This is a genomic window from Kitasatospora sp. NPDC029312 (assembly GCF_055569215.1).
This window is the reverse complement of the sequence record NZ_JBVHXY010000020.1, coordinates 1-14,734: the sequence shown is the minus strand read 5'-3', so window position 1 is coordinate 14,734 and position 14,734 is coordinate 1. Positions and strand designations below refer to the sequence as shown.

Sequence of the window (14,734 nt, the reverse complement as noted above, 5' to 3'; positions counted from 1 at the left end):
TGGTTTTGTGTTGCGTGTAGATGGGTGTGCGTTGTGTCCCCCGCCTTGCCGCTGGAGGGGTGGGGGGAGGGGGGGTGGTGAGGGGGGGCGCGGGCCGTGGCCCACCCCACAGACACGGCCGTGCCCCGGGCCCATACGGACAGCGGGAGCTCAGCGCTCCCAGCGGTAGAACTCGCGCGCCATGGCGTCCTTCGGCTCGCGCCAGGTGGCCGGGTCGTAGGCCTGGACGAAGGCGGTCAGGCGGTCGCTGACGGTCCGGAACTCCGGGTGGCCGACGACCTTGGCGACGGCCGGGCCCGGCGGGCGGTCGGCCTCGATCAGGTGCAGGTAGACGTCGCCGAACTGGAAGAGGCTGCGGCCGGTGACGCCGATCAGGTGCGGCAGTTCGCCCCGGTCGGAGTCGGCGAACACCTCGGCGATGTCCGGGGCCGCGTCGGGCTTCATCCGGGCGACGATCAGGGCGCGGTGGGTCTCGCTCATTGTTCGGCCGCCCGCTTCTCGATCTTCTCGCGGATCAGCTGCATCTGGATCCGGGAGTTCTTGTTGATGTGGTTGACCATGCCCTCGTCGTCCACGGGGGCGGTGGGCTTCATCGCGAAGTCCTGGATCCAGCGCATCTTGGTGCCGGCCGGGACCTCCGCGTACTCCCAGCGGATCTCCATGAACTCGAAGGGACCCGGCTCGACCCGGCGGGCGTTGACTGACAGCGAGGGCTTGTCGGTGGTGCGCTCGGAGACCCAGCTCCACACCATGCCGTTCTCGTCGGGGTGCATGGTGAGCCGGAACTGCACCCGGTCGCCGTCCCGCTCCAGCACCTCGACCGAGGCGTACTCGCTGAACAGCTCGGGCCAGTTCTCCAGGTCGTTGGTCATCTCCCAGACCAGGTCGAGGGGGGCGTTGATGACGATCTCGTTGTCCGTGTGTCCGGGCATCTCAGGCACCGGCCTTCGTGGCGAGGGAGGTGTTGACCAGCTCCATGAACTCGCCCGGCGTCTTGGCGGATTCCGCACCGGAGGTGATCTTGAGGCCGTGCCGGTTCTCCAACTCGCCGACGACGCCGAGCAGACCGAGGGAGTCGATGCCGAACTCCTCGAACTGGGCGGTCGGCTGTCGCAGCTCGTCGGGGTCGACGGTGACGCCGGCCCGGGCCTTGAGCAGGTCGGCCAGCTCGGGATAGCTGAGGGTGTTGCTCACGGGGGTTTCCCTTCGAAGGAAGAACGGGGGGACGGGGGACGAGGTGGAACGGGGGTTCCGGACCCTGATGGCGGGCCCGGGGGTCAGCTCCGCTCGCCGCGCCGCAGCAGCAGCGCGGAGTTGGAGCCCATCAGCCCGCGGCTGAGCACCAGCGCGGTGCGCAGCTCGGCCGGGCGGGCGCGACCGGTCACCAGGGCGAGGTCGTGGCAGTTGTCGGTGACGTTGGGGGTGGGGGGCAGCACGCCGTCCTCCATGGCCAGCACGGCGGCGGTCACGTCCAGCATCGGGGCGCCGCAGTAGGCCCGCCCGGTACCGGTCTTGGGAGCGGTGACCGGGACGCGTTCGGCCGCCGGGCCGAGCGCGTCGGCCAGCGCGAGGGCCTCGGCCCGGTCGGCGGCGGGGACGCCGAGCGCGTCCGCGAAGACCACGTCGATCTCCTCGGGCGCCGTCCGGGCCTCGTCCAGCGCGATCCGGATCGCCGCGGCCAGCCCTTCGCGGGACTGCTCCCAGCGGGAGGCCCCGGTGAAGGTGGCGCCGTGTCCGGCGATCTCCGCCCGGACGGTGGCGCCGCGCCGCCGGGCCGTCTGCTCGTCCTCCAGCAGGAGCATCGCGCCGCCTTCGGCGGGAGCGAATCCGCAGGCCTGGGCGGTGAACGGCAGGTAGGCCGCGTCGGGCTGGTCGGCCAGGCTCAGTTCGGGATAGCCGAGCTGGCAGACCATGGAGTACGGCGCGAGCGGGGCCTCGGCGGCGCCGACCACCAGCGCGTCGGTGCCGCGCTCGATGGTGCGGGCGGCGTGCGCGAGGGCGTCCAGGCCGCCGGCCTCGTCGCTGGCGACCACCCCGCACGGGCCCTTGTAGCCGCCGCGGATCGAGATCTGCCCGGTGCTGGCCGCGTAGAACCAGGCGATGGACTGGTACGGTCCGACGAACTTCGGCCCTTGGCCCCAGAGTTGCTGGAGCTCGCGCTGGCCGAACTCGCCGCCGCCGGAGCCGGCCGCGGTCACCACGCCGACCGCGAAGGGCCGTGCGGGATCGGGGCGGAACCCGGCGTCCGCCACCGCCAGGTCGGCGGCGGCCATCGCGTAGTGCGTGAACCGGTCGGTCTGCACGATGTAGCGGTTGTCGATCGCCGTTGTCGGGTCGAAGTCCCGTACCTCGCCCGCGATCTTGAGCGGCATCTCGGTGCAGCCCTCGCGGGATATCCGGTCGAGGACGCTCACGCCCTGCCTGGTGGCCTTCCAGAAGGCGTCGGCCCCGACGCCGTTCGGAGCCACCACGCCGAGGCCGGTGACCACCGCCCGGCGGCCCTGCTGACGTGACGTCATGGAACTCACCCCGTTCTGTTGAGCACGACGGCGGACTGGAATCCGCCGAATCCGCTGCCGACCGAGAGGATGTGGCTCAGCGGCAGCTCGCGCGCCGTGCGCGGCACGTAGTCGAGGTCGCACTCCGGGTCGGGAGTCTCGTAGTTGGCGGTCGGCGGCACCACGCCGTGGGCCAGCGCCAGGGTGCAGGCGACCACCTCGATCGCGCCGATCGCGCCGAGCGAGTGCCCGACCATCGACTTGATCGAGCTCATCGGCGTGCGGAAGGCGTGGTCGCCCAGCGAGCGCTTGACCGCGGCGGTCTCGTGCCGGTCGTTCTGCTTGGTGCCCGAGCCGTGCGCGTTGACGTAGTCGACGTCGGTGCTGTTGACCCGGGCGTGGTCGAGCGCGTGGTCGATCGCCCGGGACATCTCCAGCCCCTCCTTGGTGAGGCCGGTCATGTGGTAGGCGTTGCCGAAGGTGGCGAAGCCGCCGACCTCGCCGTAGATCCGGGCGCCGCGGCGGCGGGCGTGCTCCAGCTCCTCCAGCACCAGCACGGCGCCGCCCTCGCCGAGGACGAAGCCGTCCCGGTCGGCGTCGAAGGGGCGGGAGGCGTGCTCCGGGTCGTCGTTGCGCTCGCTGGTGGCCTTGATGGCGTCGAAGCAGGCGACGGTGATCGGCGAGATCGGGGAGTCGGAGGCGCCGGCCACGCAGATGTCGGCGCGTCCCTCCTCGACGGCCTGGAAGCCGTAGCCGATCGCGTCGAGGCCGGAGGTGCAGCCGGTGGAGACGGTCTGCACCGGGCCGTGGGCGCCGACCCGCTCGGCCACCGCGGAGGCCAGGGTGCTGGGGGCGAAGGCCCGGTGCAGCTGCGGTTCGGCCTGCCGGTGGTCCACGTCCCAGCGCGCGCCGGCGGCGCTGACCAGGGCGTAGTCGTGTTCCAGCCGGGTGGTGCCGCCGACGGCGGTGCCGAGCGAGACGGAGATCCGCCACGGGTCCTCGGCGGCCAGGTCCAGGCCGGCGTCGGCGATCGCCTCGTCGGCCGCGACCATCGCGAACTGCACGTAGCGGTCGGCCCGGCGGACGTCCTCCGGGCTCAGCCCGTGGGCCGCCGGGTCGAAGTCGCACTCGGCGGCGATCCGGGAGCGGAACCCGGCCGGGTCGAAGAGGGTGATGCCCCGGGTGGCGGTGCGGCCGGCCGTCAGGAGGTCCCAGAAGGCGGGGATCCCGATCCCTCCGGGCGCGACCACACCGATCCCCGTGACGGCGACGCGCCGTGTCACGAGACCACCTTGGCGTGTTCCGGCGGCCCGGAGGCGGCGGACTCCTCGGTGCTGACGTGGCCGAGGTCGGGGCGCGGGGCGAGCGGGCCGCAGTGGAAGACCATCCGGGCCTCGGTGTCACCGACGTTGCGGAAGCGGTGCCGCATGTTGATCGGGATCATCAGGCCCTGGTCGGCCTTGAGCGGCCGGGTCTCGCCGTCCAGGTCCACCTCCAGCTCGCCGCAGACGACGAACACGAACTCCTCGGAGTACGGGTGGTAGTGCTCGTTGATCCGCTCGCCGGGCTTGACGATCGCCAGGCCCATGAAGCCGCTGGTCGACCCGCAGCTGGTCGGGGTGAGCATGGTGCGCAGTTCGGCGCCGTGGCGCCGGTTCTCCGGAGCCTCGTCGACGTTGACGATCGGTGGATACTGCGTGGTCATGGTGCGTTCCCTTACGTGAGTCGGCTGGACGTCAGGCGTCGGCGGAGCTGCGGTCGGTGACCGGGCTCATGGCGCGGGCGGCGAGGAAGGCGCTCAGGCCCGCGACGGTGCGCAGGTCGCCCTGCGGACCGAGGTCCAGCAGCCGGGCCAGCTCGGCGGCCTCCCGGTCGCCGGCCACGCCGAGCGCGGCGGCCGGCTCGGCCTCGGCCGGCACCCGCAGGTCGACCAGGCGCACCACGGTGTCCTCGCGCTGGAAGACGGTGGCCGCCGCGACCGGGCCGGTCGGGTCGGCGGTGGCGAGGTTGTCGTGGTCGAAGAGCAGCTCGGCGACGGCCTGCCCCTGGCCCGGGCGGACCGGGTACAGCACCGCGTGCCGGTGCAGCCGCCCGGAGACCGGCGCGCTGGCGATGGCCTGGTGCTTGGCGGGCAGCGCCGCCTTGGCGAAGAAGGCGCGGGCGGCCATCGGGTCACCCAGCTGGCGGGCCTCCTCCAGGTACGGGTTGATCTCCTCCTCGACGGCCCGCACCTCGGGCTGCATCGCCACGTGGCGCAGCGCGTCGCCCAGGTCGCCCTCCACCTCGACGGCCCTGACGACCCGGTTGCCGTGCATGAACAGCGAGGTGCGGCGCAGCCGGGTGTGCTCGTCCACCTCGGCCTTGGGCGAGGCGTAGCCGGACAGGATCCGGGCCACCTCGGCCTCGGTGCCGGGCTTGACCGTGAAGGTCAGCGCGTGGCGGATGACGCCGTCCGGCCCCGGCGCGGCCTTCGGCGGGCCGACGTGCCCGGCGGGCTCGCTGCGCGGCAGGCCGGGCGGGACCTCCATGGGGGCCCGGGTGCCCGTGGAGCCGGCCGCCGAGGTCTCGCGCAGGACGGCGTAGCGCAGCGAGCGGAAGTTGTCGCTGACGCAGCCGTGCATGGGCTTGACCATCTCCCGGTGCGCCGGGCTGTCCACCCACCGCAGGAAGGTCTCCTGGTCCGTCCACTCGCTGGTGATCAGCCACTGACGGGGGTCGTTGATCGACTGGCACAACTGGTCGCTGACGTGGCCGGGCACCGAGGCGACCTCGTGCCGCAGCTTCTCGTAGACGTCGAGGAAACGCTGCTGGGCGCCGTCCTGGATCTCCAGCATCAGCACCACCCTCAGTCGGGTGTCGGACTCATCGTGCTGCTTCGGCTGCGCTTCGGACAGAGTTGTCATGATCCACTTTCTGCTCTGGGCCGCACGCGGCGGCCCGTGTCGGCCGCGTCCGGCGGGTGCTCCTGGCCTGGGGGACGGAGATGAGGTGCGGTGGCGGTCGGCCCGGGCAGTCGGCGCCAGGCCTGAGGTCGATCGTGAGCGGCCGAGCGGGCGCGGCGCGAGATTTGCGGGCCATCCGGGCGAAGCGGCCGCACAGCGGCCCTCGGGCGGGGGATGGAAGAGCGGGGCCCCCGGCTGAGCGGGCCCGTCGAGGGCGGCCGAGTTCAGTCTCCGGGCCGCGGAATCCCCTTACAGGGTGGAGCAATTGATGAATCCGAAGGTTGACGACCGGGTGCCGGTGCTGATCGTGGGCGGCTCCCTGGTCGGATTGTCGGCCTCGCTGTTCCTCGGCCGGCTGGGTGTCGGGCACCTGCTCGTCGAGAAGCACGCAGACACCTCGCATCACCCGCGCGGGCGAGGCAACAACGTCCGCACGATGGAGCTGTACCGCGGAGCCGGGGTCGAGCCGGCGATCCGCGAGGCGGCCTCGGTGCTGGCGCCCAACCACGGCATCCTCCAGGCGCCCTCGCTGACGGGCGCGGAGCAGGAGTGGCTGTTCCGGGAGATCGACCCGGGCGGGAAGCTGGCCCGGTTCAGCCCCAGCTCGTGGTGCCTGTGCAGCCAGAACGACCTGGAGCCGGTGCTGCTGCGGGCGGCCCGCGAGCTCGGCGGCGACCTGCGGTTCAGCACCGAGCTGATCTCCTTCGAGCAGGACGCCGACGGCGTGACCTCACTGCTGCGCAGCCGGGAGACCGGCGAGGAGCGGGTGGTGCGCTCCGAGTACCTGATCGCGGCGGACGGCCCGCGCAGCCCGGTCCGCGAGCGGCTGGGCATCGGCCAGACCGGCAAGGGCGAGCTGTTCCACAACGTCAGCATCACCTTCCGCGCCAAGCGGCTGGCCGAGGTGGTCGGCGACCGGCACTTCATCGCCTGCTACCTGACCAACCCGGAGGCGGACGGCGCGCTGCTGCCGGTGGACAACCAGACGGAGTGGGTCTTCCACGCGCCCTGGCACCCGGAGCACGGCGAGCCGCTGGAGGCCTTCACCGACGAGCGCTGCGAGCGCCACATCCGCGCCGCCGTCGGCCTGCCGGAGCTGGACGTCGAGGTGACGGGCAAGGCGCCCTGGCACGCCGCCGAGCGCGTCGCCGAGCGGTACGGCGCCGGGCGGGTCTTCCTCGCCGGGGACTCCGCCCACGAGATGTCCCCGACCGGCGCCTTCGGCTCCAACACCGGCATCCAGGACGCCCACAACCTGGCCTGGAAGCTCGCCGCCGTGCTGTGCGGCTGGGCGGGGCCCGGCCTGCTGGAGACCTACGGGCAGGAGCGTCGCCCCGTCGCCCAGGTGACCAGCGAGCGGGCCTCGGCCCGCTCCGCGGAGCACAGCCACCCCGGCTACGCGGTGGTCCCGGGCGTCGGCCGCCAGGCCGGGGTCCTGGCGGTGGCGCTCGGCTACCGCTACCCGCAGGGCGCGGTGCTCGGCACGGACCCGGGGGGTCCGGTCGTCCCGGAGAAGTTCGAGTCGGCCGGCGAGCCGGGCAGCCGGGCCCCGCACCAGTGGCTGCTGCGCGCGGGCGTGCGGCTGTCCACGCTGGACCTGTACGAGCAGGCGATGGTGCTGCTCACCGGCCCCGCCGGCTCGGCCTGGCAGCAGGGCGCCCGGCGGGCGGCCGACCGGCTGGCCGTCCCGCTGGACGCCTACCGGATCGGCGACGGCGCCGAGGACGACCTGGCCCCGGAGCCGGGCGCGGACTTCGCCGCCCTGCACGGCATCGGCCCGGACGGCGCGGTGCTGGTGCGCCCCGACGGCTTCGTCGCCTGGCGCTCGCCCGGACCGGTCGACGACGCGGAGGCCGGGGTCGAGGCGGTGCTGCGGGCGGTGCTGGATCTCTGAAGCCCGACGTCTCTGCAACCACGACGAAACCACGACATCCAGGGCCGCGACCGCCGTGCGGCCGCACGCGGACGGGCCCGCCGGTCGACACAGCGACCGGCGGGCCCGTCCTTCGGCTGTCGGTGGTCAGTGGCCGCCCGCGTCGATCACCTCGACGTCCGCGACCTCCCGCTCGATGTCCTCGGCCGGCAGCGCGACCCGGATCGCCCAGTAGTAGATGACCAGCGAGAACACCGCGACGAGCGCCATGTCGTACCACAGCGGGATCCGGCCGGTGCCGTCGCCGAAGCCGCCCTGCCAGGAGATCAGGCCGAGGCCCAGCAGGTAGACCGGCAGCCACTGGGCGGCCTTCCAGTTGAGCCGCGGGGCGTTCCCCAGGCCCTTCTTGATCGCGTAGGCGGCGTAGCCGCCGAGCAGCATGTAGCCGAGCACGATCGCGATGCCCAGGCGGGACAGGGTGTGCCAGCCGGACCAGTAGATGATCAGGCTGGAGACCACGAAGGCGGCCGGGGAGACCACGCCGCCGAGCGGCAGCCGGTAGGAGCGCTCGCGGTCGGGCAGGCGGCGGCGCAGGGCGCCGAAGGCCAGCGGGGCGCCGGCGTACATCAGCACGCTGGCGGAGGTGATGAAGCCGACCAGCTCCTGCCAGCTGGGGAAGGGCAGGAAGCAGACCACACCGGTGACGAAGGACAGGATCAGCCCGGCCCACGGCACGCCGTTCCTGTCCAGCTGCTCGAACTTCTGCGGGGCGTAGCCGTTGCGGCTCAGGCCGTAGGAGATGCGCGAGGTGGAGGTGGTGTAGATCAGCCCGGTGCCGCCGGGGGAGATCACCGCGTCGGCCTTCAGCACCACGGCCAGCCAGCCGAGGCCGACCAGGGTGGCCAGACCGGCGAAGGGGCCGTCGATGCCGGGGAAGTCGAGCTTGTCCCAGCCGTTGGCGAAGGCGCTGACCGGCAGCGCGCCGATGAAGACCACCTGGAGCAGGGTGTAGATCAGGGTGCCGATGGCGACCGAGCCGAGCACCGCGCGGGGGATGTCGCGGCGGGGGTTGCGGCTCTCACCGGCGATCTGGATGGCCTGCTCGAAGCCGAGCAGGGCGAAGATGATGCCGCTGGTGCTGATCGCCGTGAGCACGCCCTTGGCGCCGAAGGGCGCGAAGCCGTGCGAGGTGAAGTTGGAGCCGTGGAAGCTGGTGAGCGCCAGCATGAAGATCGTGAACAGAGGAACGAAGATCTTCAGCCAGGTGGTGATCGTGTTGGTGCGGGCCAGGGCCTTCACGCCCAGGAAATTGACCGCGACGAACACCGCCATCAGCAGGGTCGCGACGATGAACCCGCTGGTGGTGAGGGTGCCGTTGGCGTTCTGCAGGCCGCTGGCCCACGGCATGTCCTTGGCGTAGCCGATCATGGCCTCGACCTCGATCGGTGCCACGGTGGCTGCCTGCAGCCAGGAGAACCAGCCGAAGGACATGCCGGCCAGGCCGCCGAAGGCGTAGTGCGGGTAGCGCGCGGTGCCGCCGGCGACCGGGAAGAGCCCGCCGAGCTCGGCGTGCACCAGTGCCAGCAGCACGATCGCTATCGCGCCGATGCCCCAGGAGATGACGGCCGCCGGTCCGGCGGCGACGACACCGTTCTTCGCGCCGTAGAGCCAGCCGGATCCGATGATCGAGCCGACCGAGGCCCACATGAGGCCGACGAGGCCGACGTGCCGCTTGAGCGACCGGTGGGTCGTCCCGTCGGTGCCGGTGCTCTGACCGGGCGGCGAGATCTGGTTGAGGGAAGCCATGGGCGATCTCTCTGTGTGTGGGGGCTCCGAGGTGGATGGAGCGCGGAGAGTTGCCACACAGTAGGGCTATTCATAGAGCTCTGCACAGATTTCATTACTGAATGTTTACTTTCTTTGCCGGATATCCGTGCAGGTAGGAGGCATTCTGTTCAGTTGTCTGTTACGTTACTTGCGGGTAGGTCCAGCATCTGAGCTCGAATTGAGCTTGGCGTTTGCGTCCGGCAATATGGTGACCCTCGGTAATTCATAAAAATGACGCGCAGTGCATGGTCATGCCGTCGGCGCTCCCTGTCGGTGCTCGGTGAAAGCCTGACCGGACGTCAATCCACCGGGTCCGACGGGTCGGTATTGGCGCCCGAGCCGATCGGGACGTCCGCCGGGCGGCCCGCCGCGAGTGCCGCGTTCAGCGCCCGGCTGCCGGCGGGCTCCACCGCCCCACCCGCACCCCGTGCTCCCGGGCCGCGACCGCCACCCCGGCGAACAGCCCGCCGCCCGGCGGCCTCGGCCTCGTCGTACGTCAGCTGCTGCATCGTCGGCTCCTTCGGCTCGGGTGCGGACCGTCGGGCCGACGGTAGTGCGTCCGGCCGTCCCCAGGAAATCGCCGACCGGCCCGCGTACGCTGGCTGCCGTGCGCTTCGTGATCCTCCCGCCGCCGGTCCGCTAGCGGGCGGCGAACCCCGAGCACCCCGGCCCCGGCGGGAAGGCCCGCCGCCACCGGGGCGATGGCTGCCGCCCGCGTACCCCGCGGACCCTGACCGGCAACCCATCGTGGAGTACCGACGCATGACCTCCTACACCGCCGTGCCCTTCCGGCGCGGCCTGTTGTCCATCTCGGCCGCCGCCGTCGCCTGGGGCGCGGGCGGCGCCGTGGCGGCGCTACTGCTGCGCACCAGCGGGCTCGGGCCGGTGGCCGTGTCCTGCTGGCGCTTCGGCGTCGCCGCGCTGTGCCTGGCGCTGCTGCCCGCCGGCGGTGCGAGCACCCGGCGCCGCGCCGCCGTAGTGACCGGGCTCGGCCTGGCCGTCAGCCAGTGCGCCTACTTCGGCTCGGTGCAGTATGCGGGCCTCGGCCTGGGCACCCTGATCACCATCGGCGCCGGCCCGGTGCTCACCAGCGTCGGCGCCCATGCGCTGCTCGGCGAACGCCTGACCCGGCGGGCGGCGGCCGCCGTGCTGCTCGCCCTCGGCGGGCTGGCCCTGCTGGTCGCCGCCCCGGCCGCCGGGCCGCGCCCCGCCCTGGGCGTCGCCCTGGCGGTGCTGGCCGGCGCCGGCCAGAGCGGGCTGACCCTGTGGGCACGCGGCGGCGGTTCGGCGACCGCCGGTACCGGCGCCTTCCTCACCGGGCTGCTCTGCCTGCTGCCTTTCGCGGCCGTGCAGGGTGTGCTGCCCACGGCCGGGGAGCCGGCCCTCACCGGAGTCTCACTGCTCTTCCTCGGGACGGTGCCGAGCCTGCTCGCCTACCGCTGGTACTTCACCGGGCTCACCGCCGTGCCGGGCGCGACGGCCTCGGTGCTGGTGCTGCTGGAGCCGGCCACGGCCGCGCTGATCGGCGTGCTGTTCCTCGGCGAGCCGCTCACCGCGGGCCTGCTGGCCGGCTCGGCGTTGCTGCTGGCCGCGATCGCGGCGCTGGCGCGGGCGTAGCGGTGGAGCGAACAGCGGCGAAGCGACGGGCAGCGAGGTGACCAGCGGCGATCGGTGAGGAACGGCGGCGTGCACCCGGGCGGACCAGCTGTGGTCGCCGGGGGCACGCCGCCGTGCTGTCGTGGGCCGCATGAACCCCTCGCTCCCGGCCCGGGTGGCCGTCACCGCCACGACCGCTGTCCTCCTCGCCTCCGGCGCCGTCGCCCCCCGCGCCCCCGCCTCCGCGGCGGCCGGCGGCAGGCGCGACGTCACCGCCGAGCAGTGCCGGGCCGCGGGAGGACACGTCGAGGGCAGCGGCTACTGCGTCGACGCGAGTGGCGAGGACGCGTGGGGAGCCCCCATCGACAGCCAGGCGGTCAACCCCGATCCGCGCCCCGGCCAGGAGGACTGAGGACCGCGGCCCTCCGGAGCCGCCGATCACGGCACCGGCCGCAGCGTGACGGGCTGAGGAGCCGCGGGCCGGGGGGTCAGCGTCCGCAGCACCAGGTCGATCCGCACCTTGGCGGCGCCCGCCCGCTGGAGCGCGGCGGCGACCGCCCGTAACTCCTCCGGGCCGGTGCAGGCCAGACGGAGCTCCAGGTCGGCGTCCCCGGCGAGGGCCAGCCCGCTCCGGACGGCCGGGAACTCGGTCGCCAGCCGGTCGAAGTCGAGCGGGACGGGCCCGTGGCTGACCCGGGCGATCGCGTGCAGCTCGCGGGCCTGCCCGGGCAGGCCCGGCGCGGCTTCGAGCCCGGCCGGGACCAGTGCGAGCGGGGCCGTCACCGGTGCTGGAGCTGTACGGCGGGGGCCGGGGCGGGCGCCGCGGCCGGGGTGACGACGGGCGGGGCGACCAGCCGGGGGTCCAGCACCAGGGTGTGCACCCCGAGCGGGGCGGTCAGGCTGCGCAGGGCGGGCTCGCCGATCTCGGCGTAGGCCTGGTCCGGGCCCAGCAGGGCGGCGAGGGCCTCGGGGCTGGAGAAGCCGACCGCGCAGCGGCGGCCGTCGCGCAGGCGGAACAGCCGGAGGACGGCGGTGCCCCCGGTGCCGGTGGTGGGGCTGGGGGTGGCGGTGACCGGAACGTGCCAGACGACGCGGGCCATTCGGATGCTCCCGGGTGGGTGCGGGTGGGTGGTGGTGCCTGCCGGAACTGCTTCCTCGACGCTAGGCCGGGTACGGGCAGAGCGTCGCCGATCCTGACGCGGCGTTGACCGAATGGGGTGGCGCGTTGACGCACTCCTGACACCCGACTCACCCGATGGGACTACGACAGCCCCGCGATCGGCCGAACACTGCTCGACGGCGACCCGAACACTGCCCGACCGACGCCTGATCGGGACGGGCCGTAAGCGCTCCGCTTGCCTCCCGTCCCGTGGCGGACCACGGTGGAGTCGACCGCTGTGACGACCGGCGTGACGACTGCCGTGACAATGGCCGGCACGACCGCCGTGACGACCGCCGGAGCGCCCCCGGAACCGACCGGCGCGCGCTCCGGCCCGGGGGGCGGTGGAGCGAGGGGCCCGGGACGAGATATCTTGACGTCAAGACGTTGGAGACGTGAAGCGGAGTACCGATGACTGACTCGACCATCATCTATACGCACACCGACGAGGCTCCGGCCCTGGCGACCTACTCGTTCCTGCCGGTGGTTCAGGCGTACGCCTCGACGGCGGGTGTGCGGGTGGAGACCCGTGACATCTCCCTGGCCGGGCGCATCATCGCCAGCTTCCCGGAGCGTCTGACCGAGGCCCAGCGGATCGGCGACGCCCTGGCCGAGCTCGGCGAGCTCGCCAAGACCCCGAGCGCCAACATCATCAAGCTGCCGAACATCTCGGCCTCCGTGCCGCAGCTGAAGGCCGCCATCGCCGAGCTGCAGGCCCAGGGCTACGCCCTGCCGGACTACCCGGACGACCCGCGGACCGACGAGGACAAGGACGTCCGCGCCCGCTACGACAAGGTCAAGGGCAGCGCCGTCAACCCGGTCCTGCGCGAGGGCAACTCGGACCGCCGCGCCCCGCAGTCGGTCAAGAACTACGCCAAGACCCACCCGCACCGCATGGGCGCGTGGTCCCCGGAGTCCAAGACCAACGTCGCCACCATGGGCGTGAACGACTTCCGCTCGACCGAGAAGTCCACCGTGATCGCCGCCGACGGCGCCCTGCGCATCGAGCTGCTCGGCGAGGACGGCACCACCACCGTGCTGCGCGAGAAGGTCCCGGTGCTGGCCGGCGAGGTCGTCGACGCCTCGGTGATGCGCGCCGCCGCCCTGAACGAGTTCCTGGCCGCCCAGGTCGCCCGCGCCAAGGCCGAGGGCGTGCTGTTCTCGGTGCACCTCAAGGCCACCATGATGAAGGTCTCCGACCCGATCGTCTTCGGCCACGTGGTCCGCGCCTTCTTCCCGAAGACCTTCGCCAAGTACGGCGAGGCGCTGGTCGCCGCCGGTCTGAACCCGAACAACGGCCTCGGCGGCATCCTGGCCGGCCTGGACAACGTGCCGCACCTGGGTGCCGAGATCAAGGCCTCCTTCGAGGCCGAGCTCGCCGAGGGCCCGGCGCTGGCCATGGTCGACTCGGACAAGGGCATCACCAACCTGCACGTGCCGAGCGACGTCATCGTCGACGCCTCGATGCCGGCCATGATCCGCACCTCCGGCCACATGTGGGGCCCGGACGGCCAGGAGGCCGACACCCTCGCCGTGCTGCCCGACAGCAGCTACTCCGGCGTGTACCAGGCCGTCATCGACGACTGCCGCGCCAACGGCGCCCTGGACCCGGCCACCATCGGCTCGGTGCCGAACGTCGGCCTGATGGCCCAGAAGGCCGAGGAGTACGGCTCCCACGACAAGACCTTCGAGATCGAGGCCGCCGGCACCGTCCGCCTGGTCGACGCCGAGGGCAACGTGGTGCTGGAGCAGGCCGTCCAGCCGGGCGACATCTTCCGCGCCTGCCAGACCAAGGACCTGCCGATCCAGGACTGGGTCAAGCTGGCCGTCACCCGCGCCCGCGCCACCGGCGACCCGGCGGTGTTCTGGCTGGACGAGACCCGCGCCCACGACGCCGTGCTGATCGAGAAGGTCAAGACCTACCTGGCGCAGCACGACACCACCGGCCTGCAGATCGAGATCATGTCCCCGGTCGAGGCCACCAAGTTTTCGCTGGAGCGCATCCGCCGCGGCGAGAACACCATCTCGGTGACCGGCAACGTGCTGCGTGACTACCTGACCGACCTGTTCCCGATCCTGGAGCTGGGCACCAGCGCCAAGATGCTGTCGGTCGTCCCGCTGATGGCGGGCGGCGGCCTGTTCGAGACCGGCGCCGGCGGCTCCGCCCCGAAGCACGTCCAGCAGCTGGTCAAGGAGAACTACCTGCGCTGGGACAGCCTGGGCGAGTTCTTCGCGCTGGCCGCCAGCTTCGAGCACCTGGCCACCAGCACCGGCAACGCCCGCGCCAAGGTGCTGGCCGACACCCTGGACCGCGCCACCGGCACCTTCCTCAACGAGGACAAGTCGCCGAGCCGCCGCCTCGGCGGCATCGACAACCGCGGCAGCCACTTCTACCTGGCCATGTACTGGGCCCAGGAGCTGGCCAAGCAGACCGCCGACGCCGAGCTGGCCAAGGCCTTCGACGGCCTGGCCAAGACGCTGACCGAGCAGGAGCAGGCCATCGTGGACGAGCTGATCGCCGTCCAGGGCTCGCCGGTCGACCTCGGCGGCTACTACCAGCCGGACCCGGCCAAGGCCGCCGCCGTGATGCGTCCGTCCAAGACCTTCAACGAGGCGCTCGCCAACCTCGGCTGACCACAGCCGGGCTGAAGCACCGGGAGGCCCCCCGGCCGCACCCGCGGACCGGGGGCCCCCCTTCCTCCGCCCCACCCCCCTGTCCGCCGAACCCCAACACCCGCCCGGGGGCGGTCGGCAGGGGGGGGGGGGTGGCGGTGGTGTGAAGCACCCGCGCAAGGGGCCCAAACGGCGCGAAGGGCAAGAGAAAACGGCAGACGCAGCC

15 protein-coding genes are annotated in these 14,734 nt (G+C 72.7%); 4 read left to right on the top strand and 11 right to left on the bottom strand.

Annotated elements, in window-relative coordinates; translation table 11 throughout:
• Positions 1 to 150 precede the first annotated feature (150 nt).
• From ACZ4WV_RS18130 to ACZ4WV_RS18100, 7 genes are all read right to left on the bottom strand, one after another.
• Entirely contained in the window at positions 151 to 480 is a 330-nt protein-coding gene (locus ACZ4WV_RS18130; RefSeq protein ID WP_465747756.1) for a TcmI family type II polyketide cyclase, read from the bottom strand.
• Positions 477 to 932 (bottom strand): SRPBCC family protein, encoded by a 456-nt coding sequence (locus ACZ4WV_RS18125; protein WP_465747754.1) that lies wholly within the window; start codon positions 930 to 932, stop codon positions 477 to 479. The genes ACZ4WV_RS18130 and ACZ4WV_RS18125 overlap by 4 nt, the downstream gene beginning before the upstream one ends.
• A 1-nt stretch (position 933) precedes the next feature.
• Positions 934 to 1,194, bottom strand: a complete 261-nt coding sequence (locus ACZ4WV_RS18120) for an acyl carrier protein (protein WP_465747752.1) — start codon at positions 1,192 to 1,194, stop codon at positions 934 to 936.
• 83 nt (positions 1,195 to 1,277) lie between these two features.
• On the bottom strand, positions 1,278 to 2,519 hold the full coding sequence (locus ACZ4WV_RS18115) for a beta-ketoacyl synthase N-terminal-like domain-containing protein (RefSeq protein WP_465747750.1): 1,242 nt from the start codon (positions 2,517 to 2,519) through the stop codon (positions 1,278 to 1,280).
• 5 nt (positions 2,520 to 2,524) lie between these two features.
• Complete coding sequence (locus ACZ4WV_RS18110) at positions 2,525 to 3,781, bottom strand: beta-ketoacyl-[acyl-carrier-protein] synthase family protein (RefSeq protein WP_465747748.1); 1,257 nt, start codon at positions 3,779 to 3,781, stop codon at positions 2,525 to 2,527.
• Complete coding sequence (locus ACZ4WV_RS18105) at positions 3,778 to 4,203, bottom strand: cupin domain-containing protein (protein WP_465747746.1); 426 nt, start codon at positions 4,201 to 4,203, stop codon at positions 3,778 to 3,780. Before ACZ4WV_RS18105 ends, ACZ4WV_RS18110 begins: the two co-directional genes overlap by 4 nt.
• Positions 4,204 to 4,234: 31 nt before the next feature.
• The gene (locus ACZ4WV_RS18100; RefSeq protein ID WP_465747744.1) at positions 4,235 to 5,401 is read right to left on the bottom strand and encodes a SchA/CurD-like domain-containing protein; all 1,167 of its coding nucleotides are present in this window, start codon (positions 5,399 to 5,401) and stop codon (positions 4,235 to 4,237) included.
• A 307-nt stretch (positions 5,402 to 5,708) separates the two neighbouring features.
• Here ACZ4WV_RS18100 and ACZ4WV_RS18095 point away from each other — a divergent pair, with 307 nt between their 5' ends.
• Complete coding sequence (locus tag ACZ4WV_RS18095; RefSeq protein WP_465747742.1) at positions 5,709 to 7,334, top strand: FAD-dependent oxidoreductase; 1,626 nt, start codon at positions 5,709 to 5,711, stop codon at positions 7,332 to 7,334.
• A 126-nt stretch (positions 7,335 to 7,460) separates the two neighbouring features.
• On the opposite strand, the gene ACZ4WV_RS18090 is transcribed toward ACZ4WV_RS18095, so the two are convergent.
• Both ACZ4WV_RS18090 and ACZ4WV_RS18085 read right to left on the bottom strand, forming a co-directional pair.
• Positions 7,461 to 9,119, bottom strand: coding sequence for an APC family permease (locus ACZ4WV_RS18090; RefSeq protein ID WP_465747740.1), 1,659 nt, complete (start codon positions 9,117 to 9,119; stop codon positions 7,461 to 7,463).
• Between the two features lie 320 nt (positions 9,120 to 9,439).
• Positions 9,440 to 9,649: a hypothetical protein gene (locus ACZ4WV_RS18085; RefSeq protein ID WP_465747738.1), complete on the bottom strand. Its 210-nt coding sequence runs from the start codon at positions 9,647 to 9,649 to the stop codon at positions 9,440 to 9,442.
• 253 nt (positions 9,650 to 9,902) lie between these two features.
• Between ACZ4WV_RS18085 and ACZ4WV_RS18080 the strand changes: the two genes are divergently transcribed.
• Both ACZ4WV_RS18080 and ACZ4WV_RS18075 read left to right on the top strand, forming a co-directional pair.
• The gene (locus tag ACZ4WV_RS18080; protein ID WP_465747736.1) at positions 9,903 to 10,757 is read left to right on the top strand and encodes an EamA family transporter; all 855 of its coding nucleotides are present in this window, start codon (positions 9,903 to 9,905) and stop codon (positions 10,755 to 10,757) included.
• A gap of 130 nt (positions 10,758 to 10,887) precedes the next feature.
• Positions 10,888 to 11,148 carry a hypothetical protein gene (locus tag ACZ4WV_RS18075; protein WP_465747734.1) on the top strand — a complete coding sequence of 87 codons (261 nt, stop codon included), beginning with the start codon at positions 10,888 to 10,890 and terminating at the stop codon, positions 11,146 to 11,148.
• Positions 11,149 to 11,174: 26 nt separating this feature from the next.
• Here the strand turns inward: ACZ4WV_RS18075 and ACZ4WV_RS18070 are convergent, their stop codons facing one another.
• Together ACZ4WV_RS18070 and ACZ4WV_RS18065 are read right to left on the bottom strand one after the other, a co-directional pair.
• Complete coding sequence (locus tag ACZ4WV_RS18070; protein ID WP_465747732.1) at positions 11,175 to 11,519, bottom strand: hypothetical protein; 345 nt, start codon at positions 11,517 to 11,519, stop codon at positions 11,175 to 11,177.
• The gene (locus ACZ4WV_RS18065; protein WP_465747730.1) at positions 11,516 to 11,836 is read right to left on the bottom strand and encodes an SAV_915 family protein; all 321 of its coding nucleotides are present in this window, start codon (positions 11,834 to 11,836) and stop codon (positions 11,516 to 11,518) included. The genes ACZ4WV_RS18070 and ACZ4WV_RS18065 overlap by 4 nt, the downstream gene beginning before the upstream one ends.
• A gap of 470 nt (positions 11,837 to 12,306) precedes the next feature.
• Here ACZ4WV_RS18065 and ACZ4WV_RS18060 point away from each other — a divergent pair, with 470 nt between their 5' ends.
• Positions 12,307 to 14,529, top strand: coding sequence for an NADP-dependent isocitrate dehydrogenase (locus ACZ4WV_RS18060; protein WP_465747728.1), 2,223 nt, complete (start codon positions 12,307 to 12,309; stop codon positions 14,527 to 14,529).
• The last annotated feature ends 205 nt before the right edge of the window (positions 14,530 to 14,734 follow it).